Below are 25,106 nucleotides of genomic sequence, written 5' to 3'. Positions count from 1 at the left end.
AGTTTTATAATATAAAACACCAGGAGGCTATTTTTATGCGTATTATCCGATATTTAAATGAGCATTCAAAAGCAACTCTAGCAGCTGTTACAAATGAGGGAAAAGTATACCCTCTTCCTCAAGAAGGATTGATTGAATTAATCCAACAGGCAAACGAACAAAATGTATCTCCCCTCTCTTTTGTAGAATTTACTATTTCCAATTCAAAGCCCATTCCATACTCTGTAGAAGATTTATCGTTACTTGTTCCTATCGTAGCTGAAGAAGTATGGGCTTCCGGTGTTACATATGAGCGTAGTCGCGATGCACGTAACTATGAAGCAACGGGTGGAAAGCTTGATGCAACCACTTTCTATGACAAGATATATGAGGCTGAACGGCCAGAAATTTTCTTTAAGTCTACGGCTGCCCGTACGGTTGGTCCAGGACAGGACGTTTACATACGTAGTGATTCTAATTGGCAAATTCCTGAGCCAGAAGTGGGCATTGTTATTAATCGAGATGGTCAAATCCTTGGATATACGATTGGAAATGATATGAGTTGTCGTGACATTGAAGGAGAGAACCCTCTTTATCTACCACAAGCAAAAATGTGGAAAAATTCTTGTTCCATTGGACCTGCCATTCTCCTTGCAGAGTCCGTGGAAGACCCCTACAATTTTGACATCACATGTCGAATCTACCGCAATGACGAGCTTAAAGTAGAGGGAAAAGCGAATACTAACCAATTAAAAAGAAAATTTGATGAATTAATATCTTTCCTCATACGCGACAATGAAATTATTGACGGTACTGTATTATTGACTGGTACATGTATAATTCCACCAAATGACTTTACCTTATTAGATGGCGATGAGATTGAAATTGAAGTCTCTAATATTGGTGTCTTAAAAAATAGTGTAAAGTTACCAAAACACATATTAGTTTGAGTAAAACCGATAACACACTAATCATGCAAAAAGATACTAGTATCAATCCAGCCAATCGTCATGAAATCATCGGTTATGTACAACAGTCTGAAAAAGAAGATTTAAATAACGCTGTTCTTGCTGCGAAGGATGCTCAATTTTTCTGGGGGAAGCTATCTGGTGCTGCCCGTGGAGAGTATTTGTATAAGGTCGCGAATGCACTCGAGCAACGTATTGATGAAATTGCGGAAACGATGACTCGTGAAATGGGAAAAACATTTCTGGAAGCAAAAGGGGAAACAGCTAGAGGTGTCGCTATCCTTCGTTATTATGCAGGAGAAGGAATGAGAAAAATAGGTGATGTGATTCCTTCATCGGATTCCGAAGCACTAATGTTCACTACTCGTACTCCCCTTGGAGTTGTAGGTGTTATCACCCCTTGGAATTTCCCAGTGGCAATCCCCATCTGGAAAATAGCGCCGGCACTCATCTATGGAAATACTGTTATTCTTAAACCAGCTCAAGAAGCCGCAGTAACCGCAGCCAAAGTAATAGAATGCTTTGACGAGGCAGGGCTTCCAATGGGTACTATTAATATGGTGACAGGCCCTGGGTCTGTCATTGGTCAAGCGATTACTAATCACCCGGATATTCATGGAATTACATTCACTGGATCTGATGCGGTTGGTAAATTAATTGGACTAGGAGCTCTAAAGCGTGGTGCTAAATATCAGTTAGAAATGGGTGGGAAGAATCCTGTCATTGTAGCCAATGACGCCGATTTAGAAGAGGCAGTAGAAGCAACTATTAGTGGAGGCCTCCGTTCTACGGGTCAGAAATGTACAGCTACAAGTCGTGTAATCGTACAAAGTAAAGTTTACGAGCAGTTCAAAAATAAACTTATTGAAAAGATAAAGGAAATAAAAATTGGGAATGGTTTAAAAGAAGATGTATGGATGGGGCCATGTGCAAGTGAGAACCAGTTGAATACAGTACTTTCTTACGTAAAGAAAGGAATTGAAGAGGGCGCGACATTGATTTATGGCGGTAAACGTTTGGAGGAAGATGAATTAGTCAATGGATTCTTTATGGAACCTACTGTCTTTGAAAATGTAAGTAATAGAATGTCTATTGCCCAAGAGGAAATTTTCGGACCAGTGCTTGCCCTTATCAAAGTTGAGACTTTAGAAGAAGCATTACAAATTGCAAACGACGTGAAATTTGGACTAAGTGCTTCTATTTTCACTAAAAATATTGGTCACATGCTCTCTTTTATTAATGAGATGGATGCTGGTCTCGTACGTATTAATGCTGAATCTGCGGGAGTTGAACTGCAAGCCCCATTCGGGGGAATGAAACAATCTAGCTCCCACTCTCGTGAGCAAGGAGAAGCTGCAATTGAGTTTTTCACTTCTATTAAAACCGTTTTTGTAAAGGCATAAATGAATGTTTAGAAGAGTATATACCAGATATGTTCTAGCTATTAATGATGTTCTCATGAACTAAACCTAATTAAAAAACGTACTCTCAAAAACTTATAATTGATACTTAGAAAAGTGCATAAGAGCTATAGCTCTTATGCACTTTTTATAGTGGAGAATAGAACAAAGCTTGCTAAATCAAAGTGTATAAAAACCTGCATAAATAAAAAAATAAGGCGTATAATAGCTGTCATAAACTCACCCCCTTTACATCCATTCTCCTCCAATGTTATCGAATTAATAGGATAAAAGGGTGTGAAATCAGAAAAAGAATTTAACTCTTATCGCTCTTCTTAGGAAGCGGAATCCAGGTTAAAAGTTATCCAACTTAAGGCTAAGGGGGTTTTGAGGAAAAGCAAATACACGTTTTGCGTATTCTCAACCTCAAATTCTCTTGCTACTTGTTTTCTAGACCAGGGATTGGATCAACTACACTAGTTAAAGAAGCTCCCTCTACTTGTGTCGCAATATTTTTTGCATGCACCTAACCTAATCTAACCCTAAAACTGCACAACGAATATTTTTTACCATTATTGAAGCATCACCCTCATCTATAATCTATACATCCATCGCCAAGTTCCCTACTTTATTTAAATGCTATATTTTTTGGTTATAAATAATTTTCAAATTATTCATTAGGTTAGTTCGTGATAATTTGTTTACTGTTGCTATCAGTATTATGACTAGCTATATTAAGTTATTTAATTAAGCCCTCCAATGGAAAGCAATCTATATCCATCTTGTAGACCATTACGACTGCTCTGCTTTACTTTTCAACATACTAGGTTTATTTTTTTTCAGTTAATAACAGGGATTTAAAACGGATCCAGGGACGCTCATTCTCCCATACTACTTTGACTGGGACACGAAAGGTCTTTTCCAATAATGATTCGGTTAATACGTCCCTTTTTTCTCCTTTATCCATAACGTTCCCCGAATTGATTAACATAGCATGGGTTATAGATGGTACAATTTCTTCAATATGATGAGTAACTTATAAAATGGTTGGGCCGTTCGGTGCAGCAAACATCTCTTCAACAGATGTTAACAGCTCTTCTTTAGAATAAATATCCATTCCATTGCAAGGCTCATCTAAGATTAATAATTGTGGTGAAGACATGAGGGCCCTTGCAATCATTACTTTTCTATTTTTACCTTGAGAGAGTGTGTGGATGAATTACGCTGACTCCCTAAGCTTTCGCTGGTCAAACTCTAAAAGCAGCATAATCCCCACTTTTTTGTGTCCAACTTATTGAATCAAATCCCTAATCCTTAACAAAACTCAGGCTTCGGCAATTAGACCTTGCCTCTTTAACTGCTTCAAAGTAGATAGATAAATAACATTTCTATATTATTTCCTGAAAATTCATCTATATTTGATATTTGTTTAATCTCACATTGAGATATATAATAAAAATAAGAAAAGAAAGCGTTTTCAATATTTAAATACTTCGTTACTTCTCATACTATAAGGAGGATTTAAGATGAGCCAAGTAGAAAGAAATTCCAAATTGCAGAAATTAATTGAGCAACAAAAATTCAATGAGAAAGAAATTTCCAGGATGACAGATTCACAGATTGAATATTATCACTGGCTCTATTTTGATGACTCTGTTTATGATTATATGTAACTCAAATATAAAATGATAAAAAGCGGGAAAAACATTGATAATTCAGGGTTTCCCGCTTTTACTTTAGTTTTTTTCTTTCAAATGGGCATTTTATTTTCATCTAGTGTAAAACCTTCTCCCATCACATCATGTACATCACTTACAGATACAAAAGCATGGGGATCAATAGAAGTTATTGCTTGTTTTAAATGAAAGATTTCGTTCCGACTTACCACACAGTACAAGACGTCCAACTCTTGTTTAGAGAAAGAGCCTTTCCCTTTTAAAATGGTCACTCCTCTCTCCATCTCTTTCATAATATTTTCAGCAATTTCAGAATTTCGGTTCGACATAATCGTAGCACCTTTAGCAGAATATGCCCCTTCTTGCATAAAGTCGATTACCTTGGCCCCCACAAATACAGCCAAAAGTGTATACATTGCTTCTCTATAGTCGAGATATAATATCCAAGAAAGGCCTATGACAGCAAGGTCAAATAAAAATATAGTTTTTCCTATTTTCCATCCCATGTACTTTTGTACTAGACGAGCAATTATGTCAACACCGCCTGTTGTACCACCGTTTCGAAAAATAATCCCTAAACCGATGCCGATAAACAGGCCTGCAAACAACGAAGCAAGTATCATATCGTCTTGTAATGACATTTTCAACGGGTAGCGCTGGAATATTGACATAAATAGGGATAAATTGAATACACCGAACATCGTATAGAAAAAAGATATGCGTCCAAGCAGCTTCCAGCCGACCAAAAACAGCGGAATGTTTAAGACTAGGTTTGTAATGGAAGGATCAAAAGTAAATAAAAAATATAAAAGCAAAGTGATCCCTGTAAAGCCGCCTTCTGCTAAGTTATTTTGCATATTAAAATTAATTAGCCCGAAGGCAAAAATAGCTGAACCAATCAATATAAAAAAGACATTTGTGACCTTTAAACCTTTAAACATTTGAGCCTCCTGCAATCGGTTAAATTTGACACCATAAAATCCATGTTATTTACGTGCAACGGGATTAAATACGATAAAGTAAACTTATTTGGGTAAATAAGGTCAGGTTGATAATGATTATAACAAATGTTGGTTTTCTACACTGTACACCCCTTTGAGTAATTGTATCAGCATATCCAAGTTTGAATGCTTTATCAACGAACCAGAACCTTATTTACCTCTTCTGACAAATCATTTAAAATTAACTACCATTGATGGTATTACTGCAATCATGGCATCAAAAATTAATCCTCATCATAAATCTGAGGAACAAGTAAGTATTATTTATGTTCTGAACGTCTCCGATAAACTACATAGTTAAACTATATTTTGCATTCCATAATCGATACTAAATATTACAAATATCTTCTAGCTGTTGATTGCAATACTCATCGTTTTCCCATTTCCTTTCACCTTCTAAATTTTCCATAATATCTTTGCTTTTTGTAAAGTGAGTGAATCAACAAGCTGAGGATTAGTTTTTCTGATGGACAGCCTTCAAAAATCAATATTATTCTATCTACCTATAAAAATTTCTGAGTATTATATAAATTCAGTTTATTAATTCGGACATGAAATCATTCAAATGACATGTTGACATTAATTTGGCTCATGCCAATTAATGTTAAATTTCTTCTTTGCATTTCTTCCTCTAATAAAGAAATAAAGCCAGAATCAAGGTTGAACCCCTTTACTTTAACATAAGTATCTATCAAAAATTGATTACTTAACATATGAATCATCGTTAACCTCCTTCAAGAGCATCAAACCTATTTAAAGACATGTAGAAAACCAAATTGAATTTATATAACTTTCTCTTTGTAATAGAGAAATAATACTGTTACTATATAAACGACCTTAACAATAGGCACTCCATAATTTTTTAAACATAGCTCTTCACAATTATTCTTGCCAGTAGGACAACTTTGATAAGAATTGCTACTAATTAATAGGTTAAAATCTTATGAACATTAAATTATGAGCACTTCTGTTTTATTCTGAATTTAATTTATTATGGTAAACTTTTATGATAAAAACTATCTAAAAGGATCGGTATTTATACTATATTTCTATTGCCACCCGCATTGTCTGTGGCTCCCTTGTACCACGAGTGGTTATGACCAGACAACAATATAAATTCTTCGGTATCACCTGGTAAATAAGCAACGGGTAAACTTACATGTTTAATCCCTATATTCAGTTTCGTTGTCATTACCACTTTCAATTGGTCAGCAACCGCCTGTTCCATCAGTTTGATCCCCTCATGATACGTAACCGTATTCTTCAAGCTTTTTAACGATATAATCGACGGGTACTTCTGCTTCTTTTTTTCTTTTTCTCCGGTTAGTCGGTTCATCTGGCAAAAGACTTTTAGATGTTCCTCCACTCCAGTCTTTTATCGTGTTAACAATTTATAATCCATTTCATTGCGGGACTCATTTCTATCCATGGTTGTTCCCCTCCCCTATTGCAATATCAATAGTCTATAATATTCGCAAACAACAGAAAGACGGCTCCCGTGCCCATCCAAATCAACATTAACGGCCACATGAATTTCACCCATTTTTGATAGGGGATACCAGCAACAGCAAGGGTTCCCATTAGTGTAGCGGATACGGGTAAGATAAGGTTAGAAATACCATCTCCTAATTGATAGGCCAGAATAGCAGTTTGTCTTGATATGCCAAGCAGATCAGAAAGAGGTGCCATGATTGGCATTGTTGTAGCTGCTATCCCTGATCCCGATGTTATCATCACATTCATAAGGGTCTGGAAGGCATACATTCCTAGAACTTGCATAGAACTAGGTAACTCCCCCACTATCATTGCTAAGCTACTTACAATAGTGTCGATAATATCTCCCTGTTCCAATACAACAACGATAGCTCTTGCTACGCCAATAATGAGCGCTCCAAATGTAATTGCAGTAGCTCCCTTTACTAATTCGTTTGAGATTTTGCTCGGACCAAATCCTCCGCAAAGCCCTGATGCAACGCCCATCGTCAAAAAAAGTGCAGATATTTCTTCTATTCCCCAGTTTTTATTAGAAACACCCCAGATTAAAAGGGAAAAACTAAGTATCATTGTCAAGATTGTAAGGTAGTGTTTAATCTCCATGGAAGGTAAATGCGAAAAATCGACCTTCTTTTCTGCGGAATTTTTTTCCAAGTCATAAACAACGCTCTTGGAGGGGTCTTCTTTCACCCTGGTCGCATAACGAATGAGGTATATGCTTGTAATAACTAGGAAAACGACCAGTAAAATAGCCCTTAGCCACAACCCAGAAAACAGAGGAACTCCAGCAATCGCTTGTGCAATTCCTACATTGAAGGGATTTAGCAGACCCGCTGTAAATCCACAAGAAGCCCCTAGTGCGACCATTGCGGTTCCAGTTATGGCGTCATATCCAAGAGATCTTGCAATGGCTATGCCTATTGGGACAAATACTATGCCCTCTGTAGCCATCCCCATCGTAAATCCACCAATGGAAAAAAGGGAAAGAAAAATTGGGATAACCCATTTTTCATTTTTTGAGAACCGCCTCGCCACTCTTGCAGTTGCAGCTTCAACGGTTCCGGTGGCCATAATAACCTGAAATGCTCCTCCAACAATTAATATAGAGAATATAACGTCACTAGCATCTATTAACCCATGAACGATTGCCAACGGAATGTCAAAAATTCCAACAGGATTCTTTTCAACATGATGATAAGACCCTTCAACCACGAGTTCTTTCCCGGTGGTTTTATCCTCTATTCGGTCCAATTCGCCTGCAGGAATTAAGTATGTTAAAGCAGCGGCAAAGAAAATTAGCATGACCAGTATGACAAAAGTATGGGGCATTTTAAGTACTTGTTTCAGGCGGAAAGCTCGCTTCCTATCTTGCTGCATGTCGGGCCTTTCTTGAACATCATGCATCATCATACCTCCACGTTTCGTTTTTTCTTCCAGTTTTCGAACTCTTCACGAACTCTTTGCAATGCATCGGAATCAACACATAAATCAAACGCTGTCATGGCCAAAGCTTTCGCTGCATGATTTAGAGCCTTTAACCCTTTCTCCGAACCAGCAGCTTGACAAAACTCAGCCGTATGTGCGGAAACATCTCCAATTTCAATATAAGGATGTATTGTTGCGGTCACCTGTCCTACGTTACCTATATCAGAAGATCCAATACCGCCTTTCTTTGGAGGATCACTGACTTCGATTCCCATTAACTCTAAATTTCTTTGAAACAACATTGCCATTTCTTTGTTGTTGTTTCGTTCTGCATAAATAAGACCCTCGCTCACTTCAACTCGTGCCCCTACTGCCTCCGCCGAATGCCTCACAGCCGTAAACACCTTATCTCGTACTACATCAAGTTCTTTCACTGTTGAAGCGCGTAATATAAATTTTGCTTCACAGTATCCTGGAACAACATTTGGAGCACCCCCACCTTGGCTGATAATTCCGTGAATTTTTACATCTTCTTTGAAAAACTGCCGTAGAGTATTAATCGCTACGAAGGAGTTAATTAACGCATCGAGTGCACTAATCCCTTTTTCTGGCGCCGAGGAAGCATGGGACTCTTTTCCGAAAAATTGGAAGGTTGTATCAACGCAGGCTAATCCTCCACGAAGTACCATCGTCTTCTTATGCGGATGGCAAAGCATAACAGCATCTATGTCATCAAAGATTCCCTTTTGACACATGATGATCTTCCCACCACCATCCTCTTCCGCTGGAGTACCAAGTACGACAATCCGTCCTGGCAGATCAGGACAGGAATCTTTTAGAGCAAGTGCAGCACCAACTGCTGCCGTTCCGATAAGATTGTGTCCACAAGCATGTCCGATTTCAGGGAGAGCGTCATACTCCGCCAATAGAGCAATGGTAGGGCCACCCTGGGTTCCCTCCCATGTAGCACGGAAAGCGGTTTCAAGGTTAACAATACCTTTTTCAACCTGAAAGCCTGCTTGAATAAGAGGAGCTGTTAACCATTCAACAGCCTTTTGTTCCTGAAAACTCAACTCTGGGTTAGCATGTATCTTCAAAGCTATTTCGCCCAGCTCTGCATCACGTTCCTCAATAGCCTGTTCTATTCGTTCTTTTTGATTTAGCTTTTCACTAATCATTTTGAAATTCTCCTTTTAGATTAAAATATTTTTTGTATCTTCTGAATTTATTTTATATAACATATATCAATAAGTGAAATTAATTAATTTAATATATTTTAATAAAAAATTTTTATCATTAATCCAAATAGTAAGGGGTACCCCTATAACCGGAATCCCCCTTTACTTTATTTATTTCAGGCTTTTTATGTAATTAACAAACCTCTCAACGATCGTGAATTGCAATGACGTTTCTTTATATAACATCCATGTATTCCTTTTAATTGCTTGGCCATTTTTTCGAATCATATCTATCCTATACAGTTCATCACTAGGGTTCAAAAAGCTACTAGGAATAATTGCGTATCCCAACCCATTTTTCACCATCTCTTTACAGGTTTCATAGCTGTCAACTTGCATGGTTATCAGAGGTGACTCATTAAATCTCTCATACCACCAATAATCAATGGTTTGACTCAACGATGAGTAACGATAACTTCCTGCTTGTTTGGAAATCTTGAAGTTGATTCTCGGTATCTTTGGCAAACTGTCCAAAGTTATTTCCTCTTGAGAGATAATGCATATGCTCTCTTCATTAATCAGATATTTCTGGTCATACCATTGATAATCTCCTTTAACAATCCCCACGTGTATATCCTCATGGAGTAGCAATTCATAAATCTCACTACTCCACCCAGTGTCAACGTTAATCTGCACTTTCGGGTAGGTACTAATAAAACATTTTAAAATGGGAGGAAGTTTATATAGTCCGTAATAGCTGGAAACTCCTATTCTTAGATGGCCTTCTACTTCATTTTTCATGTTAACGACATAATCTTTTGTTTTTCTCAAATCTAAGAGTACTTTTTGTGAGTAAGAAACCAAGTACTCACCTTCTTGAGTAAGCTTTATACCTTTTCCGCTTTTCATTATAACGGGTACTCCGAATTCTTTCTCTATTTGTCGAAGCCGATAGGTCAGCGCAGGCTGTGTTATATAAAGGCGTTCTGCTGCTTTGGTAATATTCTGTTCTTCCAATATGTATTGAAGCATCATGCAGTCCTTTTCGTTCACCAAACCCCTCCTAGTTACTTAAGCCTTCATGTGATCTCAACAAGAACACAGCATTTATTTAGCTCTTTATGCTATATATTACAACATATTGCTCCATTTAATTATTTCCTTGTCAAATCAATCAAGAAAGTTCCTCCACTTTTTTTTATTTTACATTTCTATAAAAGGTTCTTCGTTATTTCAAGTCGAATATATCCTTTTAATTGAAATCGTGTAAACCTTTTACTAGTGCAATTTTTTATCACACGTATTATGTAATATTTCTATATTGAAAAAAAGAGGAGAAACCCTCTTTTTATTCTTTATGAGATATTAACTCACAAATCTTAAGAAAGATTCCAGGATGCCATCAATCGAATAGCTCCCTTGGGAAGGGACATGAGCATGGTATCTACAAAAAAAAGGGGTGCAATGGTTGCACCCCTTTTTTAAAGAATTGTTTAGCTCTATTCATTTCCATCCGACTTGTCTCTAAGAAACTTTTTGAATTCCTCTTTCGATTTGTCCGATTTCATTGAAAAAAGCGGAAAAGGTATCTGTCAATCAGAAAATTTCAGCATTACGTTCCCTTTTCAAGTATTTAACGACCCAGACCGAAAATGAAGATGGTGAACCTTACTTCTATCGAAACGTCATGTTGAAAATTGAAGTGAATAAAGTGAAAGAAACATTGGGATCGCGTGCATTCAGAATATCGACAAAGATTTTCCACTATGATGAGGATGCTCGGTTTCTTGAATTCGTGAAGCATGACTATGAAAAGGAGCTACCTGAAAAGGTCAGGAAACTCATTTATTTTAAAATGGACAAGGAACGTGATTTTGCAATCTTATCCCTCTTCTTAGGAAGCGGTATCCGGGTGAACGAGTTATCCAACTTAAGGCTACGTGACTTGGATTTCGAAGAAAAACAAATACACGTTTTACGTAAGGGTGGAAAAAAGGATGTTGTGGCAGTCTCTCCTCCGTCCATGCAGGACATAAAAGATTACCTAGCCGTACGAACGTAACGTTATAGGGGATCAAACGATGATGCGGCCTATGTATTCTTGACGAGGGTAAATGATGGAGCCACCCCCCACTCCAACCGCGCCATCGACTTTCGTAAAGAAATACACGAAGGCCTTTAAGTCCAATAAATCCATGTCTCCACATAAACTGAGGCATACCTATTGGACGAATTTAATGGAGTAGTCAGGAGATATTCATTTGCTGATGACTCAACTGGGTCATACGTCTACGGCAACGGCCGCCCTCTATACAAACCCTGAACAGGAGAAGGCTAAAAAGGCTGCGAAAAAGCTGGGTGAGAGAAGAACCAATTATCGTGAAAAGGATTAAAAGAGAAGATGTTTCTAGTCTTCTCTTTTTTATTGGTTAGCTATAACTTCTCTTGAAAAATCCAAACAAGGTTGAGTAAAAGCAAGAAGAAAAACATTAAAGGGGTTGCCATTGTACTAGACAATTATTTCAGAGCAATACTTTTAAAAATGCGCTATCAATCGTCCAAATGGATTAGAAGTGTAACTTGGTGAAATGGAGAAATTAACACTGTTTAAGCAAATTATATTTTTAAAGTTATTCAACTAGAGTATTTATTTAGTTAGAGACAATTTCTTAATTTAGGGAAAATCATCTTTTCAATTTCAAAAAATATCATTTCGTATGTTTATGTCAAAATGTCGGTGGAATCCCAACAATAAAGATGATTAAATCTAATTGTTACTCTACAATAGCGCCCGGTTGTAAAGTCAGGAGAAGCAATTTTTATTAAAAAACACCTCATATTTCATTGCTTTCTTCTATAATACCAGGCTCTTGCTTTTCCTTTCTTTGTGTGTCCAGGTATTCGACGAGGATTTCATGGTGAAAAAAGTTAAGAACGGCAAAGATGAATGTCAAATCAGAGGATGAACACGCACAACCGAAGACTTTTATTATACATCTGAGGAAGTTATAAGGTAGTTAAGAACATTGAGAGTGCTGGAAAATAAGTAATAATTAATAGATCACAGACCATTACAATAATGAAAGGCACAATTGATTGAACTAAATTATCATATGATACATTGGCTATCCCTTTTACAATAAAAAGATCTAACCCTACTGGGGGAGTTATAAGACCTATTGAAAGATTGACAACCATAATCAAACCAAAAAATATTGGATCGATTCCAACCCCCACTGCGATAGGTAGAAGTAAAGGCGTTAGAATAGTAATAGCGGCAGATGCGTTCAAAAAGCATCCAGCGATAAAGAAAATAATATTAAACATAATTAGTAAAATATATTTGTTTTCAGAAAAGCTTGTAACAAGCTGGGTCAGAAGTTGTGGGATTTGCTCTGCTGTTAAAAGCCAACCAAATAAGTTGGCACCTGCTATGATGAAGACAACCATCGCTGTCATTTTCCCTGCATTAAGAAATGCAATCGGAATGTCTTTCCAGTCCATATCTTTGTAGACAAATTTATTTATTATAAAAGCATACGCTGCAGCTATAGCAGCAGCTTCAGTCGGGGTGAAAATCCCTCCACGTATCCCAAAAATAATAATTAGAGGTAAAACTAAAGCCAATATTCCTTCAAAAAAGGTTTTTTTGAAGGAGGCAAATTCAAATGAACCTACCTCTTCAGAATACCCATTCTTTTTTGTGAGCCAATAGTTTAACATCATTATAGACATTCCGATTAATATCCCAGGGATTATTCCTGCAGTAAATAAATCCCCAATAGAGACTCCCGCAGTTACTCCATAAACAATCATTGGTATGGAGGGTGGAATAACTACCGCAATCGTCCCTGCACTCGCAACGGTAGCAGCTGCAAAACCTTTATCATATCCTTTCTCCTCCATCATTGGAATCATCATTTTCCCAACAGCCGCTGTGTCAGCTGCCCCTGAACCTGAAATACCGGCAAAAAACATACTGGTTAGCGTAGAAACTTGCGCCAATCCAGCTCTTACCCAACCAACGGTGGCAAATGCAAAGCCTGCTATTCTACGCCCCATGCTACCTGACATCATGAATTCACCTGTGAGCATGAAAAAAGGAATGGCTAGTAGTGGAAATGAATCTACTGAAGTTATCAGTCTTTGAGGAATTACTTCTAATGGAATATAATAGATGCTGGACATAAACCCGGCAACTGAAGCCAAAATAAGGGAAATGGCAATGGGAACGCCGATGATCATTAAGAAGAATAATACAAAAAGGACGATAATAGCTACTGTCATTGATACTTCACCTCAATTTCATATATTGGTATTTTTATGGGTTTCTTCATAAACATCTTCTTTTATTACATTTTTCATCGATACCAAATCAAGTAAATGAACCGAAGAGTGAATCAGACAGGTCAAGGAACAGATTAGGACAGCTCCGTAAATAAAAGTCATATTTATTCCTAACGACGGTGAAATTTGTTGACTAGTAAACTTCAATATACTCCATCCATATACAATTAAAAATAGAAACAGGACCGAATTTACTATTTCAATAAACGCCAATAACTTATTTTTGAATACTTCCGGTAAATAATGGTGTAATATTTCCACTTGTGCGTGCCCTTTGTTCTTGTAAACTATCCCAATTCCTAAAAAGACAATCCAAACAAACAAATATCGAATGAGCTCTTCGATCCAGGTTAAATTAAATACAGAAAAATCGACCATAGGAAGTGCTTTTTTCATCATCATACTCTGTAAAATAAAACGTGAAATCACTTGATAAACTGTCGATATAAAGGCAATGACAAAGAAAAAAATTAGAAAAAAACGACTTGTTTGATTAATTTTCTCACTCAAATTCCACATTAGTACTTTCAATCTAAATCCCCCTTAACTTTATTTAAGCCTTTCAACTTTCGAATATAAGTCTTTGCCTAAAGAAGACTCAAATTCCTTATAAACAGGCTTAACTGCCTCCCTAAAAGACTTTAAATCAGGGTTTTCTTCAATTTGAATTCCGCTTTTTCTTAACTCTCCCAATATCTTTTTTTCATCCTTTATCGCTACTTTTCTCTCATATTGGATAGCCTCTTGTGAAGATTCTTTTACGATTTCTTGTAAATCCAGGGGTAAGGTATCAAACGTGGTTTTACTCATGATAAAAACAGCTGCATCATAATTATGAGAAGTTAATGTTAGATATTTTTGAACTTCATTCAATTTATTCAAATAAATTTGTGCGAGTGGATTCTCCTGCCCGTCCACAACCTTTTGTTCTAATGCAGTATAAAGTTCCCCAAATGGTACAGGTACTGGATTAGAGTCGAGAGCCTTAATAAAAGAAAGATATGGTGGGGATTCCTGTACTCTTAGTTTTAAATTGGAGGCATCGTTACTTGTTTTTATTGGCTTTTTATTGTTTGTCATATGTCTCCAACCGTTTTCCATATAACCTAAATTGATTAAACCTCTATTTTCCAAATCGGCTGCAATTTCTTTTCCAATCTCCCCATCTAAAACTCTGAAAGCATGTTCACGACTTTCAAATAAATAAGGTAAATTAAGTAGATTAAACTTAGGGGCAAAGTTTGTAACAGGAGCCACTGAACCAATGTGGAAATGAATGGACCCTATTTGAGCTCCTTCGATCTGATCCCTTCCATTTCCTAATTGACTACTAGGAAAAATGTCAACTTTTATTCTCCCTTCAGATCTTTTTTCTACTTCCTCTTTGAACTTTAAGGCACCTTTGTGATAAGGGTGAACCTCAGTCTGTAAATGTCCTAACCTTAACACATATTCGGCACCTTTCTCCTTACTTGTTACAGCATTGGAGCAACCACCAAGAATGAAAATTAAAACAATAAGAATGGAAGCATATCTCTTCATGTAACATCCTCCTAACATTTTGTAAGCCCTTTCATTAATAAGCTTGACTTGCCTAATTCCGTACATGTAAAACTAAAATATCATTCCAATCAAGTTGTTCGGTCACCCAACCATTAAACTCATTTTATTGATAATTTCCAAATAAATCAATAACTTTTTAACCATTTATTGAATTTTCAAAAAATAATAAATTTTTCAAAAAATTCGTTGATAAAGATTGCAGAAAATGATTTAATTATATTATTGGTTGGGTCACTGAGCCACATGGTTGCTAAATTTCCAATTTAAAGGAGGAGAAAATTTGAGTAGCTTAGCAAGGGGAAAAGTAAATGAAAAGTCCATACCGCCTCCTAGTCCTAACCCCAAACCTTACTTAAAATATAGAGGTTTTATAAAGGGACTTTTATTAACAGCTGCAATTGCCTTTATCGCTGGGTTTGTTATAAAGATTCCTTTTTTTTCGGTAATGGGGAGCATGATTATATCGATCATTTTGGGTATGGCATGGAAAGCAACAATAGATGTTCCACAAGGTTCAACAACTGGGATAACATTTAGCAGTAAAATATTACTGCGTGCCGGAATTATTTTAATGGGTTTAAGATTAGATCTACAACAGATTATTTCAGCAGGCTTTTCCATAGTTTTGATTGATGTAATAGTAATTTCTTTTACACTGGGTTTTATGTTGTATTTAGGAAAACTGCTTTCTATTGACCGGCATTTATCAGCCCTAATCGCAGTCGGAACTGCAGTATGTGGAGCAGCAGCCATTGTCGCTATCGCACCATTAATAGGAGCTAAGAAAGAAACGACGGCCATATCTGTTGCCTTTATCGCAATTCTAGGAACAGTAGTAACGATTGTATACACTTTTATATATCCTGTCCTTGATTTAACTAGTTATAAATATGGTGTATTAGCTGGCTCAACTCTTCATGAGTTAGCTCATGTAATTGCCGCTGCAGCTCCAGGTGGAGATGCAAGCAGTGATACAGCGATTCTTGTAAAGCTAGGGCGAGTAACCCTTCTAATTCCTGTAGCGATTCTTTTCGGTATTTTTTTCAAAAAAAGTCACCCTGTAAATATTAAGAAAAGAGGCTTGAAGGAATTACCCATACCTTGGTTCATTTTTGGCTTTTTAGCAATGTGTATTTTGAATACATGGGGGTTTTTTTCAGAGTCCATTACAAAAATTTTAATTACTTTAAGCATTTATCTATTATCCATGGCTATGGCTGGTCTTGGTTTAAGTGTCAACTTCAAAGAATTTAAAAAGTTGAATCGCAATGTTTTACTAACAGGCTCAATTGGCTCTCTTGCCTTAATCATTTTAGGATTTTTTCTTACCAAAATTTAATATGAGTATGAGTTGGGAACAATTCAGCTTGCAGATGATTCTTTAACAAAGAGATTTCTGCGAGCATTTTTTATATCACAACGATAAATTAATGCGTTTCCCATAATGCGAGCCGAAATATGGATTGCTTACTAAATAAGGGCATGTTTAAATAAAATAAAGGTTGGGTCATGGAATCTCTTTAACCACCTTTATATAGGCAAATACTGTCTGTATCAAAAAAGATAGGAGAGATATGCAATGATTGTCAATAGAAAAGGGGTCTCGGAACAGGTTGCAGATAATATAAAAAAAAGAATCCAAGATGGGGTATATAAAGAAGGTGAAAAAATCCTGGGTGAAAGAGATATGGCCTTAGAACTTCAAGTAAGTAGAAACACGGTTAGAGAAGCTTATAAAATTCTTGAAGCTTATGGGTACTTGACTGTCAAACATGGCACAGGTGTTTTTATTTCTTCACCAGAATATCAAATACAAAAAATGACAGAGGCTTTTTTTGTATCTTCCGATCAGGTAAAAGATTTTTTTTCAGTTCGAAAAGTTTTAGAAGAATCCACAGTAAAGTGGTCCATTGAAAACTCTGATTTAGAACAAGTTGATCAATTAGATCGAATTATTAATGAAGCAAAAGAAGTCGCAAAAACTAACACAAACTTTGAAAGGCTAGCAGAATTGGACCATAAATTCCACTTAACTCTGGCCAATAACTCTAAAAATATGGTACTTATTAGGATTATGCATTTTCTCATCGACTTATTGTCTGAATCTCGAATGAAAACGATTCAGATCCCAGGACGTGCTATACAATCCGTACAGGAACATAGCAAAATCCTTGAAGCCATTAAGCAAAAGGATATCGTATTGGCACAAAGGTACATGAAAGAGCATTTAGAAAGTGTTGAGAAGTCCATTACCGAGAACAATTAATTTAATAGGCTGTTCATTTTAAGACACTTGATCATTGGATTATGACATGTACGTCATTAAAAGCATGGTAAAGGTTTTAAATGAACAGCCTTTATATTATTAAGTCAGAAGGTCTGTTTTCATGGGGTGTGGAAAAGGGATGTCAAACTGTTCACCCAATCTAACCAGTTCTCCTAAAACACTGTCCGGCAATTGAATTCCTTCTTTTAAACTATTTAGAGCCTCCTGTCTCCTTCGTTCCCCAGGATATCGTATCTCACTACTTCCCAACGCTTTAGGAACCGCTTTCATTTCTTTTAATAGCATATTAATAGATAGAAAAAATACCTCAAGGTCAATAAATTTTTCAATGTCCAATAAAATAAAAAAGTGCCCGACATTTGCAGGTTCAATCTCTTTTTCATCATATAAATTTTTTACTTTTGGCCCAAAGGCAGCCCCTGATAGTACACCTGTCAAAATCTCTACAGCTAAGGCTAAAGCCGCTCCTTTAGCTCCGCCCAGAGGTAATACCGACCCATCAAGAGCAGCTTCTGCGCTAGTAGTCGGCTGACCTTCACTATCTATTGCCCAGCCTTCAGGTATTTCCTTTCCTTGATTGGCAGCTAAGATAATTTTTCCCCTTGCTACTATACTTGTAGATAAATCAATGATTACCGGCTTATCATCATCTGTTGGAAATCCAAAAGCGATAGGGTTTGTACCAAAAAATGCTTTTTTTCCTCCCCAAGGAGCAATGCCTGGAGGTGAATTAGTAAATCCGATACATACTAGGTTTTGCTCAGCCGCTAACTTACAAAAATATGAAGCTGTACCAAAATGATTACTATTTTTAATAGCGATGGCAGCTGTACCTGTACTTTTAGCCATTTCAATACCTTTTAAAATAGAATGGTAACTGATTACGTGCCCGAGACCATTGTCTCCATCAACTACCAATACAGAAGGGCCTTTTTCCTGAAGGTGAATATTAGGTGTTATATTTATTCTGTTATCTAAAAATCTTTTAGAATAAATTGGAAGTCTACTAATGCCATGGCTGTCTACCCCTTCCATATTCGCTGTAACTAACGAATCTGCCACTACACCAGAATCCAATGTTGACATTCCTATTTTCCCCAATAGTTCTTCACAAAAACTCTTTAACGCTGATTCATTATACCTTTTCATTAAGATCCTCCTCTGAAATCGACTTTTATTTATCTCAATCTTCTAAAAAGAATCTCCCTACTAGAAATGTGTAGGGAGACTGCTTTAAGTTATGCACTTCGATATAGTTTTGTCATTACAAACTCTTTATGTCCAAGTGCTTCTGCACTTGTCAGTCGTCCATTCACAGTTCTGCAAATCATTTCCATCAATTGGTCACCCGCTTCTTCAAGTGAAATTTGGCGAGATAGTAAACCTTGTACATCTACATCAATATGTTCACTCATGGTACCTGCCGTAATTGGATTTGCTGTGATTTTCACTACTGGTTCAACTGGATTACCAATAATATTTCCCTGCCCGGTTGGGAAAAGATGAAGGACAGCTCCGCCAGCGGCCATTAGAGTAATACATTCAGCTGCTGCAGATGAAGTATCCATGAAGTATAATCCATTTCCATTCTCAGGGCTTTCAGCTGGTTCAAGTACTCCTATTATTTGCTTTGTTCCCGTTTTAGCAATATTGCCAAGAGCTTTTTCCTCAATTGTGGATAGGCCGCCAGCGATATTTCCTTGTGTTGGCTGTGAGCCTAGAAGATCTACACCTTTTGATTCAATTTCCCCTACGTAATCCTCATAAATGGATGTGAACTTTTCTTTCAATTCAGGAGTGGCCATCCGATTATAAATGATGTGCTCTCCTCCAGTTAGCTCCGATGTTTCACCAAAGAATACTGTAGCTCCGGCATCCACAAGGCGATCAACTGCTTGTGAAACGGTTGGACAAGATCCTAATCCTGTTGTGGTATCTGACTCACCGCATTTGATACTGATAGTCAAATCTTTTAATTCAACTGGTACTCTTTGAAGCTCAGAAGCCCACTGTGAATACTCTTTGGCTTTCCAAGAAGCTTTACGAATGGTCTCTAAATCTCCATTACCTTCTATAGAAAAGTATGATACAGGCTTTCCTGTTTCAGCAATACCATCTGCGATTTTCTTGGACCAATTTTCTTCGATACCAATTACTATAACAGCTGCAACATTTGGATTAGATCCGATTCCAATCATTGTTCTAAAATGCAGGTCCAAATCCGGACCATACTGCAATCTTCCATAAGCATGTGGAAGAGCTAAAGTTCCTTGAATTTGATTTGCTACTGCTTCACATGCTGCATTCGAAATGTCGTCTACAGGTAGAAGAATTACATGATTACGAACGCCTACTTTACCGTTTTCTCTTCGATATCCATAAATTTGTTGTTCCATCTTTACCACCTCGCCGTTTTAATATTGTGAGTATGGACGTAATCGCCCACCATACATGATTTCGTTGTTAGCCCAATTTGAACACCATATTTCAGTACAGGTTCTGCTGCATTTAGCTTAACAAGAGAGATTTTGTGCCCTAGGGGGATATCATCTAGTGCTTCCACTTCCACCTCCGTATTATCATCCATATAGATACCAACTACTTTCTCCCCTTTTTGAATCGGAGTTGTAGCCACACCTACATGATCACCTTGGTGGTGAATCAGAAATTTGTGAGTGGATAACAATGGTTGAGCTTCAGCATTATTTTTCACGGGTGTTTCCGTATGACTATTCTTGCTCATTAATTTTCCTCCTTTGAATTGGTATGGTGACCCAACCAATATTTATATACTTATTTAACCACCAATAAATGGTATAGTCAATAACATTTTTAAATTTTCTGAATTTTATCTTTATCTTTTCACTTTTAAAATTTAATTCATGATTAAACAACGCATAAGGACACTTTTCCACTCAGTACTTTAATTATTTCTTTAGCCACTAATGAAGAAGTACGGATTTGAGACTCATTAGTTAGGCCAGCGATGTGTGGTGTGATAAAAGCATTTTTACACTCAAGTAGTGGGTGTCCAAGATCAAGAGGTTCTACTTCAAGAACATCCAAAAAAGCACCGGATATCATGTTGTGATTTAATGCTTCTGCAAGAGCATTTTCATCTATGATTCCTCCTCGGGCAGTATTAATAATATAAGAGGTTGGCTTCATTAATTTCAGCTCATTTTGTCCAATCAAAGAATAAGTTTGAGGTGTCAATGGAACATGAAGTGAAACAAAATCTGATTTAGACAATACGTCATTAAGCAATGATTTGATTTCAACACCTGTCTCAGATAAAATATGGTCATATTCGGTCACAAACGGATCATAGCCTATCACATTCATTCCAAAAGCTTTAGCCCTTTTTGACACCCGATGAGAAATCTCACCCAAGCCAACTAAACCAATTGTTTTCTGATACAATTCCCCGCAAGTATACTTCTTTCTGTTCCAATTTCCTTCTCTTACATCTAATTCAGCTAAATGAAGAGGTCTCTGAACGTTTAACATTGCAGTGATAACGTATTCAGCCACAGATGTTGCATTGGCATGTTTAGCATAAACAACTTTTATGTTTTTTTCTTTAGCTATTTTTAAATCTATATTATCCAGGCCCACACCAAGTCTACCTACTGCTTTTAAATTAATTCCCGAAGTCAATAAATCGTGATCTACATTTGTTTGGTTTCTTACAATCACAGCATCGAAACGAGGAATAATCTCAAGTAATTGTTCCCTCTTACTCCATAAGGTTTCATCATATTCAATCTCAAAACCTTTGTCCGCCAGTTTCTTTATTCCTTCTTCCCAAATCAGTTCTGTAATTAATATTTTCATAACTAACCCCTCTCTTATATGTGTTCCAAAGGCTTGTACATAACTTAAATATCTCTTAATTTATAGATCGTATTACTACAAATAACTCTTATAAATATTAAGATAGAAACAAACAACCTTATAATATGGCTTTTCATAAAAACGACAGCTTCACTCACCTCGCCCCCTTTTCGTCCCCTTACGACTTTGACTCTACTCTTTTTTGAAATGTCTGATATACGGCTGCAGCATCTTTGTTTCCTAAATCCATATTTTGTGCTTCTTGAAGATGATCCAAGGCCAATTTACTAAACTGGGCAGTATAATTTATGGTTTCTGCCATCTCTACACCAAGTCGTACATCTTTTTCGGCCAAATCTACAGAAAACATTGGCGTATAATCATTTTCCAAAATTAACGGCCCTCTCAAATTTAATTGGGCTGAATTTGCCCCAGTATCATGCAATAACTCTTTGAATTGTGATGGATCGATTCCTGCTTGGATAGCCAATTGAAACCCTTCACTCATTACTGATAAATTTGCCATTCCTACCATATTACTGATCAGTTTAAAAGCCGTTGATTGTTCAACATCTCCCAAGTATGAAACAGGTCGCCCAATTTGTTCTAACATTTCTTTGTAACAGTTAAAAACAACTTCTTTGCCCCCAGCAAAAATGGGTTCTGTACCTTCTTCCGCTTGAGCAGGCCCCTTGCCTAGAGGACAGGCTAAAAATTCCACACTATTTTTTTCTGCCTCATCCGCAATCACTCTTGCCGTATTAGGGTCAATGGTACTAACGTCAATCAGTACAGACCCTGGTTTCATCTCTTGGAGAAGTTTATCGTTTTCAATTAACAATTGAAGTAAATGTTTTGGCAAAGGCAAACTTGTAAAAACTACATCTGCATTTGAAGCTATTTCAATCGGAGAAGAAGCACTTCTGCCCCCTAATTTCGTTACTGCTTTTATAGCTTCATGGTTAATATCGAATAACATTACTTCGAAACCTGAACGAATAAGATTCTTTGCAAGTCCACTCCCCATTTTGCCTAGTCCAATAAACCCGATTTTCATATCATTTTTCCCCCTTAGATTTTAATAGAAATAAATTTAGTCTCAAGATATTCCTCTACTCCCTGATGTCCACCTTCTCTTCCGAGGCCACTTTGTTTTACTCCTCCAAAGGGTGCTTGAACCACAGTTGGTGTGGCATCATTCACGCCAACTATTCCATACTCTAATTTTTCAGCTACCCTGATGCTTCTTCCTAAATCATTTGTGTAAAAATATGCTGCGAGTCCATAATCAGTTTTATTTGCCGCCTCGATCACTTCTTCTTCTGACTCAAAAGTATAAATTGGTGCAACGGGACCGAAAGTTTCTTCATAAGATATCTCCATATCTGAAGTGGCATTTGATAAGAGTGTTGGTTCAAAAAATAATTCATTAACAGCCTTCCGCTTTCCCCCAGTTAGGATGATCGCCCCTTTTTCCAAGGCATCTTCCACTTGAAATTCTACCCTTTTTAAAGCTTCTTCATCTACAAGTGGTCCTACTTCGGTTGATTCCTCGATACCATTTCCCATTTTTAAACTTTTCACCTTTTCAGTTAACAGAACTTCAAATTGACTTTTTACAGATTTTTGCACATAGAGACGGTTTAAACAGATACAAGTCTGACCGCTATTTCTATATTTACTTATGATAACTCCTTCAGCTGCTTCCTCAAGGTTTGCATCTTCAAAAACAATAAATGGAGCATGTCCTCCCAATTCCATTGATACCTTCTTAACTTGCTGAGCTGATCCTTCAATAAGCTTTTTCCCAACAGCGGTTGATCCAGTAAATGTAATTTTTTTGATAGCTGGATTTTCCATCATTTCATTTCCGATATGTTTAGAACTTCCAATGACTAAATTGAGTACGCCTTTCGGAAATTTAACTTGTTCAATCAGTTCAAAAAGACGAATAGCACTGCTAGGAGTTTTACTGGCTGGCTTTACAACAAATGTACAACCTGCAGCCAATGCTGGCCCCAGTTTTCTTGTTAACATCGAAACAGGAAAATTCCATGGCGTGATTGCTCCTACTGGTCCAATGGGTTGTTTTAATACCTGCAAGCGTTTAGACGGACTTGTTGCAGGTATGCTTTCACCGTATATTCGTTTTCCTTCTTCCGCGTTCCATAATAAGTATTCTGCCGCTAACTCAATTTCTCCCCTAGCTTCTTTAATCGGCTTGCCCATTTCAAGTGTGATCAATTCAGCTAAACTTTCTTTTTCTTTAAGCATTAATTCATATAACTTCGTTAAATAGTCCCCACGTTCTTTAGCAGTTAATGCAGCCCATTTTGGAAAAGCGTCATTCGCAGATTTAATTGCCAGCCTAGCTTCTTCTGTAGAACCGTAAAAAACTGTTGCTACAACTTTTTTAGTAGCAGGATTCAAAACATCAAACGTTTTACCAGAAAAAGCTTCAGTCCACTCGCCATTGATAAAAAGTTTTTTTGCTTTTGTTTTTATACTATTGTTCAAGATTTTCCGCCCCTTTAAATAAAGTTAATGGTAGAATATTCAAATAATTTTTCACTTTAAAATTTTAATTTCATCTTCTATATGAACTTCACTTTTTAGTTTTTCAATTTCTGAAATATCTTTTTTAAATGTTTCTTTTGAAAAGAGAGTAGCTATCAAAGAAATAAGCGAAGCACATACTAAGAAAAGTGAAATGTATAAAACTCCGCCTTCCCATAGCAATAATGATGAAGCAATTAGAGGTGTAAACCCTCCAATAATACCTGATACTTGATATACGAATGACAAGCCACTATAACGTACATGGGTACCAAACATTTCTGTAAAAAAGACCGATTGGATACTAAATAAAGCTGTTGTACCAAGAACGTAACCTAGCGTAATAGCTAGATAAATGATAACCGCAACCCCTGAGTTGACTAAGGAGAAAAATGGGAAAGCGAAGAGTACTAAAAAGGATGTCCCAAATAGATATACTGGTTTCCTACCTATTCGATCAGATAAAGCACCAAATAAGGGTGAAACGACTACTGCAACTGCTGATGCTACGAATACTCCTGTTAATGCTACATTGCTTGAAAGTCCTAATTTTGTGTTAACATAAGAGATGACAAAAACGTTGAACAAATTAAAACTTACGGTTTCACCTATCCTTGCCCCAAATGCAATTAAAATACTTTTCGGATATGCCCTAAACAATTCTACTATTGGCAGTTTTACTTCCTTGCCAGTCTCTTTTAGTTCTTGAAAAGCAGGAGTCTCCTTTACGCTAAATCGTATAAATGTACCTACACCCAAAAGTATAATGCTGATGACGAATGGAATCCGCCATCCCCAAGCTAGAAATTGTGCTTCAGGTAATAAAGTTACTAATGTAAAAGTACCGGAAGCTAACAACAAACCTAGAGGAGTAGCGGATTGTAATAATGCTCCCCAAAATCCTCTTTGATTTCTTGGGGCATGTTCTATCATTAACAAGGAAGCTCCTCCATACTCTCCACCGAGCGCAAACCCTTGAAATAGACGCAGGGCTACTAACAAGATTGGCGCCCATACTCCGATTGAATCATACGTTGGTAATAAACCTATTGCAAATGTAGATCCGCCCATCATTAAAAGGGTAATAACAAGAATAGATTTCCTTCCTATTTTATCGCCAAAGTGCCCAAACACTAGTCCTCCAAGAGGCCTTGCTAAGAAACCAATAGCAAATGATGCAAAAGCGGCTATAGTACCAACCGTTGGATCTAAATCCGGGAAAAATAACTTGTTTAATACAATTGCCGAAGCAGTCCCATAAAGGAAGAAGTCGTACCATTCCATCAATGCACCTACAAAGCTAGCACCTGCTACCCTCTTCATCGAGGTTTCATTACTACTCATCACATCATTCTCCTTATACTATTGATGTTTACTCCCCCTACCATTTAAAGC

At 37.0% G+C, this 25,106-nt stretch carries 24 protein-coding genes; 7 read left to right on the top strand and 17 right to left on the bottom strand.

Annotation, left to right across the window (positions count from 1 at the left end; genetic code table 11):
* Nucleotides 1-35 precede the first annotated feature (35 nt).
* Both JNUCC41_RS18540 and gucD read left to right on the top strand, forming a co-directional pair.
* Nucleotides 36-929, top strand: a complete 894-nt coding sequence (locus JNUCC41_RS18540; RefSeq protein ID WP_192204268.1) for a fumarylacetoacetate hydrolase family protein — start codon at nucleotides 36-38, stop codon at nucleotides 927-929.
* 23 nt (nucleotides 930-952) lie between these two features.
* Nucleotides 953-2,350: an alpha-ketoglutaric semialdehyde dehydrogenase GucD gene (gucD, locus tag JNUCC41_RS18535; protein WP_228467368.1), complete on the top strand. Its 1,398-nt coding sequence runs from the start codon at nucleotides 953-955 to the stop codon at nucleotides 2,348-2,350.
* 1,033 nt (nucleotides 2,351-3,383) lie between these two features.
* Here gucD and JNUCC41_RS27125 read toward each other — a convergent pair.
* Nucleotides 3,384-3,563 carry an ATP-binding cassette domain-containing protein gene (locus tag JNUCC41_RS27125; RefSeq protein WP_286182421.1) on the bottom strand — a complete coding sequence of 60 codons (180 nt, stop codon included), beginning with the start codon at nucleotides 3,561-3,563 and terminating at the stop codon, nucleotides 3,384-3,386.
* A gap of 310 nt (nucleotides 3,564-3,873) precedes the next feature.
* Between JNUCC41_RS27125 and JNUCC41_RS18525 the strand changes: the two genes are divergently transcribed.
* Nucleotides 3,874-4,020, top strand: coding sequence for a BH0509 family protein (locus JNUCC41_RS18525; RefSeq protein WP_192204266.1), 147 nt, complete (start codon nucleotides 3,874-3,876; stop codon nucleotides 4,018-4,020).
* Between the two features lie 77 nt (nucleotides 4,021-4,097).
* Here the strand turns inward: JNUCC41_RS18525 and JNUCC41_RS18520 are convergent, their stop codons facing one another.
* From JNUCC41_RS18520 to JNUCC41_RS18495, 6 genes are all read right to left on the bottom strand, one after another.
* On the bottom strand, nucleotides 4,098-4,964 hold the full coding sequence (locus tag JNUCC41_RS18520; protein WP_192204265.1) for a YitT family protein: 867 nt from the start codon (nucleotides 4,962-4,964) through the stop codon (nucleotides 4,098-4,100).
* A gap of 617 nt (nucleotides 4,965-5,581) precedes the next feature.
* Nucleotides 5,582-5,746, bottom strand: coding sequence for a sporulation histidine kinase inhibitor Sda (locus JNUCC41_RS18515; RefSeq protein WP_192204264.1), 165 nt, complete (start codon nucleotides 5,744-5,746; stop codon nucleotides 5,582-5,584).
* Nucleotides 5,747-6,060: 314 nt separating this feature from the next.
* Nucleotides 6,061-6,390, bottom strand: a complete 330-nt coding sequence (locus JNUCC41_RS18510; RefSeq protein ID WP_192204263.1) for a hypothetical protein — start codon at nucleotides 6,388-6,390, stop codon at nucleotides 6,061-6,063.
* Nucleotides 6,391-6,479: 89 nt separating this feature from the next.
* Nucleotides 6,480-7,922 carry a YfcC family protein gene (locus JNUCC41_RS18505; RefSeq protein WP_228467367.1) on the bottom strand — a complete coding sequence of 481 codons (1,443 nt, stop codon included), beginning with the start codon at nucleotides 7,920-7,922 and terminating at the stop codon, nucleotides 6,480-6,482.
* 2 nt (nucleotides 7,923-7,924) lie between these two features.
* Nucleotides 7,925-9,121 (bottom strand): M20 family metallopeptidase, encoded by a 1,197-nt coding sequence (locus tag JNUCC41_RS18500; protein ID WP_192204262.1) that lies wholly within the window; start codon nucleotides 9,119-9,121, stop codon nucleotides 7,925-7,927.
* A gap of 171 nt (nucleotides 9,122-9,292) precedes the next feature.
* Entirely contained in the window at nucleotides 9,293-10,174 is an 882-nt protein-coding gene (locus JNUCC41_RS18495) for a LysR family transcriptional regulator (RefSeq protein WP_192204261.1), read from the bottom strand.
* Between the two features lie 514 nt (nucleotides 10,175-10,688).
* On the opposite strand from JNUCC41_RS18495, the gene JNUCC41_RS18490 reads away from it, so the two are divergent.
* Nucleotides 10,689-11,183, top strand: coding sequence for a tyrosine-type recombinase/integrase (locus tag JNUCC41_RS18490; RefSeq protein WP_192204260.1), 495 nt, complete (start codon nucleotides 10,689-10,691; stop codon nucleotides 11,181-11,183).
* Between the two features lie 199 nt (nucleotides 11,184-11,382).
* Nucleotides 11,383-11,514: a hypothetical protein gene (locus JNUCC41_RS27120; RefSeq protein WP_286182148.1), complete on the top strand. Its 132-nt coding sequence runs from the start codon at nucleotides 11,383-11,385 to the stop codon at nucleotides 11,512-11,514.
* A 613-nt stretch (nucleotides 11,515-12,127) separates the two neighbouring features.
* Here the strand turns inward: JNUCC41_RS27120 and JNUCC41_RS18485 are convergent.
* The 3 genes from JNUCC41_RS18485 to JNUCC41_RS18475 are packed head-to-tail and all read right to left on the bottom strand — an operon-like array spanning nucleotide 12,128 to nucleotide 15,010.
* A complete protein-coding gene (locus JNUCC41_RS18485) occupies nucleotides 12,128-13,408 on the bottom strand; it encodes a TRAP transporter large permease (RefSeq protein WP_192204259.1) in 1,281 nt (426 codons plus the stop codon).
* 18 nt (nucleotides 13,409-13,426) lie between these two features.
* On the bottom strand, nucleotides 13,427-13,999 hold the full coding sequence (locus JNUCC41_RS18480; protein WP_228467366.1) for a TRAP transporter small permease: 573 nt from the start codon (nucleotides 13,997-13,999) through the stop codon (nucleotides 13,427-13,429).
* 18 nt (nucleotides 14,000-14,017) lie between these two features.
* Nucleotides 14,018-15,010 (bottom strand): TRAP transporter substrate-binding protein, encoded by a 993-nt coding sequence (locus JNUCC41_RS18475; protein ID WP_192204258.1) that lies wholly within the window; start codon nucleotides 15,008-15,010, stop codon nucleotides 14,018-14,020.
* A gap of 301 nt (nucleotides 15,011-15,311) precedes the next feature.
* On the opposite strand from JNUCC41_RS18475, the gene JNUCC41_RS18470 reads away from it, so the two are divergent.
* A complete protein-coding gene (locus JNUCC41_RS18470) occupies nucleotides 15,312-16,370 on the top strand; it encodes a YeiH family protein (RefSeq protein WP_192204257.1) in 1,059 nt (352 codons plus the stop codon).
* A 240-nt stretch (nucleotides 16,371-16,610) separates the two neighbouring features.
* On the top strand, nucleotides 16,611-17,297 hold the full coding sequence (locus JNUCC41_RS18465) for a FadR/GntR family transcriptional regulator (RefSeq protein WP_192204256.1): 687 nt from the start codon (nucleotides 16,611-16,613) through the stop codon (nucleotides 17,295-17,297).
* A 99-nt stretch (nucleotides 17,298-17,396) separates the two neighbouring features.
* Here the strand turns inward: JNUCC41_RS18465 and JNUCC41_RS18460 are convergent, their stop codons facing one another.
* From JNUCC41_RS18460 to JNUCC41_RS18430, 7 genes are all read right to left on the bottom strand, one after another.
* Complete coding sequence (locus JNUCC41_RS18460; RefSeq protein WP_192204255.1) at nucleotides 17,397-18,467, bottom strand: Ldh family oxidoreductase; 1,071 nt, start codon at nucleotides 18,465-18,467, stop codon at nucleotides 17,397-17,399.
* An 89-nt stretch (nucleotides 18,468-18,556) separates the two neighbouring features.
* Entirely contained in the window at nucleotides 18,557-19,714 is a 1,158-nt protein-coding gene (locus tag JNUCC41_RS18455) for a UxaA family hydrolase (RefSeq protein WP_192204254.1), read from the bottom strand.
* A 2-nt stretch (nucleotides 19,715-19,716) separates the two neighbouring features.
* On the bottom strand, nucleotides 19,717-20,061 hold the full coding sequence (locus tag JNUCC41_RS18450) for a UxaA family hydrolase (protein WP_192204253.1): 345 nt from the start codon (nucleotides 20,059-20,061) through the stop codon (nucleotides 19,717-19,719).
* 143 nt (nucleotides 20,062-20,204) lie between these two features.
* Entirely contained in the window at nucleotides 20,205-21,155 is a 951-nt protein-coding gene (locus JNUCC41_RS18445; RefSeq protein WP_192204252.1) for a hydroxyacid dehydrogenase, read from the bottom strand.
* A gap of 178 nt (nucleotides 21,156-21,333) precedes the next feature.
* Nucleotides 21,334-22,212, bottom strand: a complete 879-nt coding sequence (locus tag JNUCC41_RS18440; protein WP_192204251.1) for an NAD(P)-dependent oxidoreductase — start codon at nucleotides 22,210-22,212, stop codon at nucleotides 21,334-21,336.
* 14 nt (nucleotides 22,213-22,226) lie between these two features.
* Nucleotides 22,227-23,672, bottom strand: a complete 1,446-nt coding sequence (locus tag JNUCC41_RS18435; RefSeq protein WP_192204250.1) for an NAD-dependent succinate-semialdehyde dehydrogenase — start codon at nucleotides 23,670-23,672, stop codon at nucleotides 22,227-22,229.
* Nucleotides 23,673-23,723: 51 nt separating this feature from the next.
* The gene (locus tag JNUCC41_RS18430) at nucleotides 23,724-25,055 is read right to left on the bottom strand and encodes an MFS transporter (RefSeq protein ID WP_192204249.1); all 1,332 of its coding nucleotides are present in this window, start codon (nucleotides 25,053-25,055) and stop codon (nucleotides 23,724-23,726) included.
* Nucleotides 25,056-25,106 lie beyond the last annotated feature (51 nt).

The organism is Brevibacillus sp. JNUCC-41, from assembly GCF_014844095.1.
Classification (GTDB): Bacteria; Bacillota; Bacilli; order Bacillales; family DSM-1321; genus Peribacillus; species Peribacillus aracenensis.
Note: the sequence above shows the minus strand (reverse complement) of the source record. Positions and strands in the feature narration are given on the sequence as shown.

What these genes read in the sequence shown, in the direction of transcription:
- JNUCC41_RS18540 (WP_192204268.1), top strand. Translation starts at nt 36, where the DNA reads ATGCGTATTATCCGATATTTAAATGAGCATTCAAAAGCAACTCTAGCA.
- gucD (WP_228467368.1), top strand. Translation starts at nt 953, where the DNA reads ATGCAAAAAGATACTAGTATCAATCCAGCCAATCGTCATGAAATCATC.
- JNUCC41_RS18525 (WP_192204266.1), top strand. Translation starts at nt 3,874, where the DNA reads ATGAGCCAAGTAGAAAGAAATTCCAAATTGCAGAAATTAATTGAGCAA.
- JNUCC41_RS18520 (WP_192204265.1), bottom strand. Translation starts at nt 4,964, where the DNA reads ATGTTTAAAGGTTTAAAGGTCACAAATGTCTTTTTTATATTGATTGGT.
- JNUCC41_RS18515 (WP_192204264.1), bottom strand. Translation starts at nt 5,746, where the DNA reads ATGATTCATATGTTAAGTAATCAATTTTTGATAGATACTTATGTTAAA.
- JNUCC41_RS18505 (WP_228467367.1), bottom strand. Translation starts at nt 7,922, where the DNA reads ATGCATGATGTTCAAGAAAGGCCCGACATGCAGCAAGATAGGAAGCGA.
- JNUCC41_RS18500 (WP_192204262.1), bottom strand. Translation starts at nt 9,121, where the DNA reads ATGATTAGTGAAAAGCTAAATCAAAAAGAACGAATAGAACAGGCTATT.
- JNUCC41_RS18485 (WP_192204259.1), bottom strand. Translation starts at nt 13,408, where the DNA reads ATGACAGTAGCTATTATCGTCCTTTTTGTATTATTCTTCTTAATGATC.
- JNUCC41_RS18475 (WP_192204258.1), bottom strand. Translation starts at nt 15,010, where the DNA reads ATGAAGAGATATGCTTCCATTCTTATTGTTTTAATTTTCATTCTTGGT.
- JNUCC41_RS18465 (WP_192204256.1), top strand. Translation starts at nt 16,611, where the DNA reads ATGATTGTCAATAGAAAAGGGGTCTCGGAACAGGTTGCAGATAATATA.
- JNUCC41_RS18460 (WP_192204255.1), bottom strand. Translation starts at nt 18,467, where the DNA reads ATGAAAAGGTATAATGAATCAGCGTTAAAGAGTTTTTGTGAAGAACTA.
- JNUCC41_RS18455 (WP_192204254.1), bottom strand. Translation starts at nt 19,714, where the DNA reads ATGGAACAACAAATTTATGGATATCGAAGAGAAAACGGTAAAGTAGGC.
- JNUCC41_RS18450 (WP_192204253.1), bottom strand. Translation starts at nt 20,061, where the DNA reads ATGAGCAAGAATAGTCATACGGAAACACCCGTGAAAAATAATGCTGAA.
- JNUCC41_RS18445 (WP_192204252.1), bottom strand. Translation starts at nt 21,155, where the DNA reads ATGAAAATATTAATTACAGAACTGATTTGGGAAGAAGGAATAAAGAAA.
- JNUCC41_RS18440 (WP_192204251.1), bottom strand. Translation starts at nt 22,212, where the DNA reads ATGAAAATCGGGTTTATTGGACTAGGCAAAATGGGGAGTGGACTTGCA.
- JNUCC41_RS18430 (WP_192204249.1), bottom strand. Translation starts at nt 25,055, where the DNA reads ATGAGTAGTAATGAAACCTCGATGAAGAGGGTAGCAGGTGCTAGCTTT.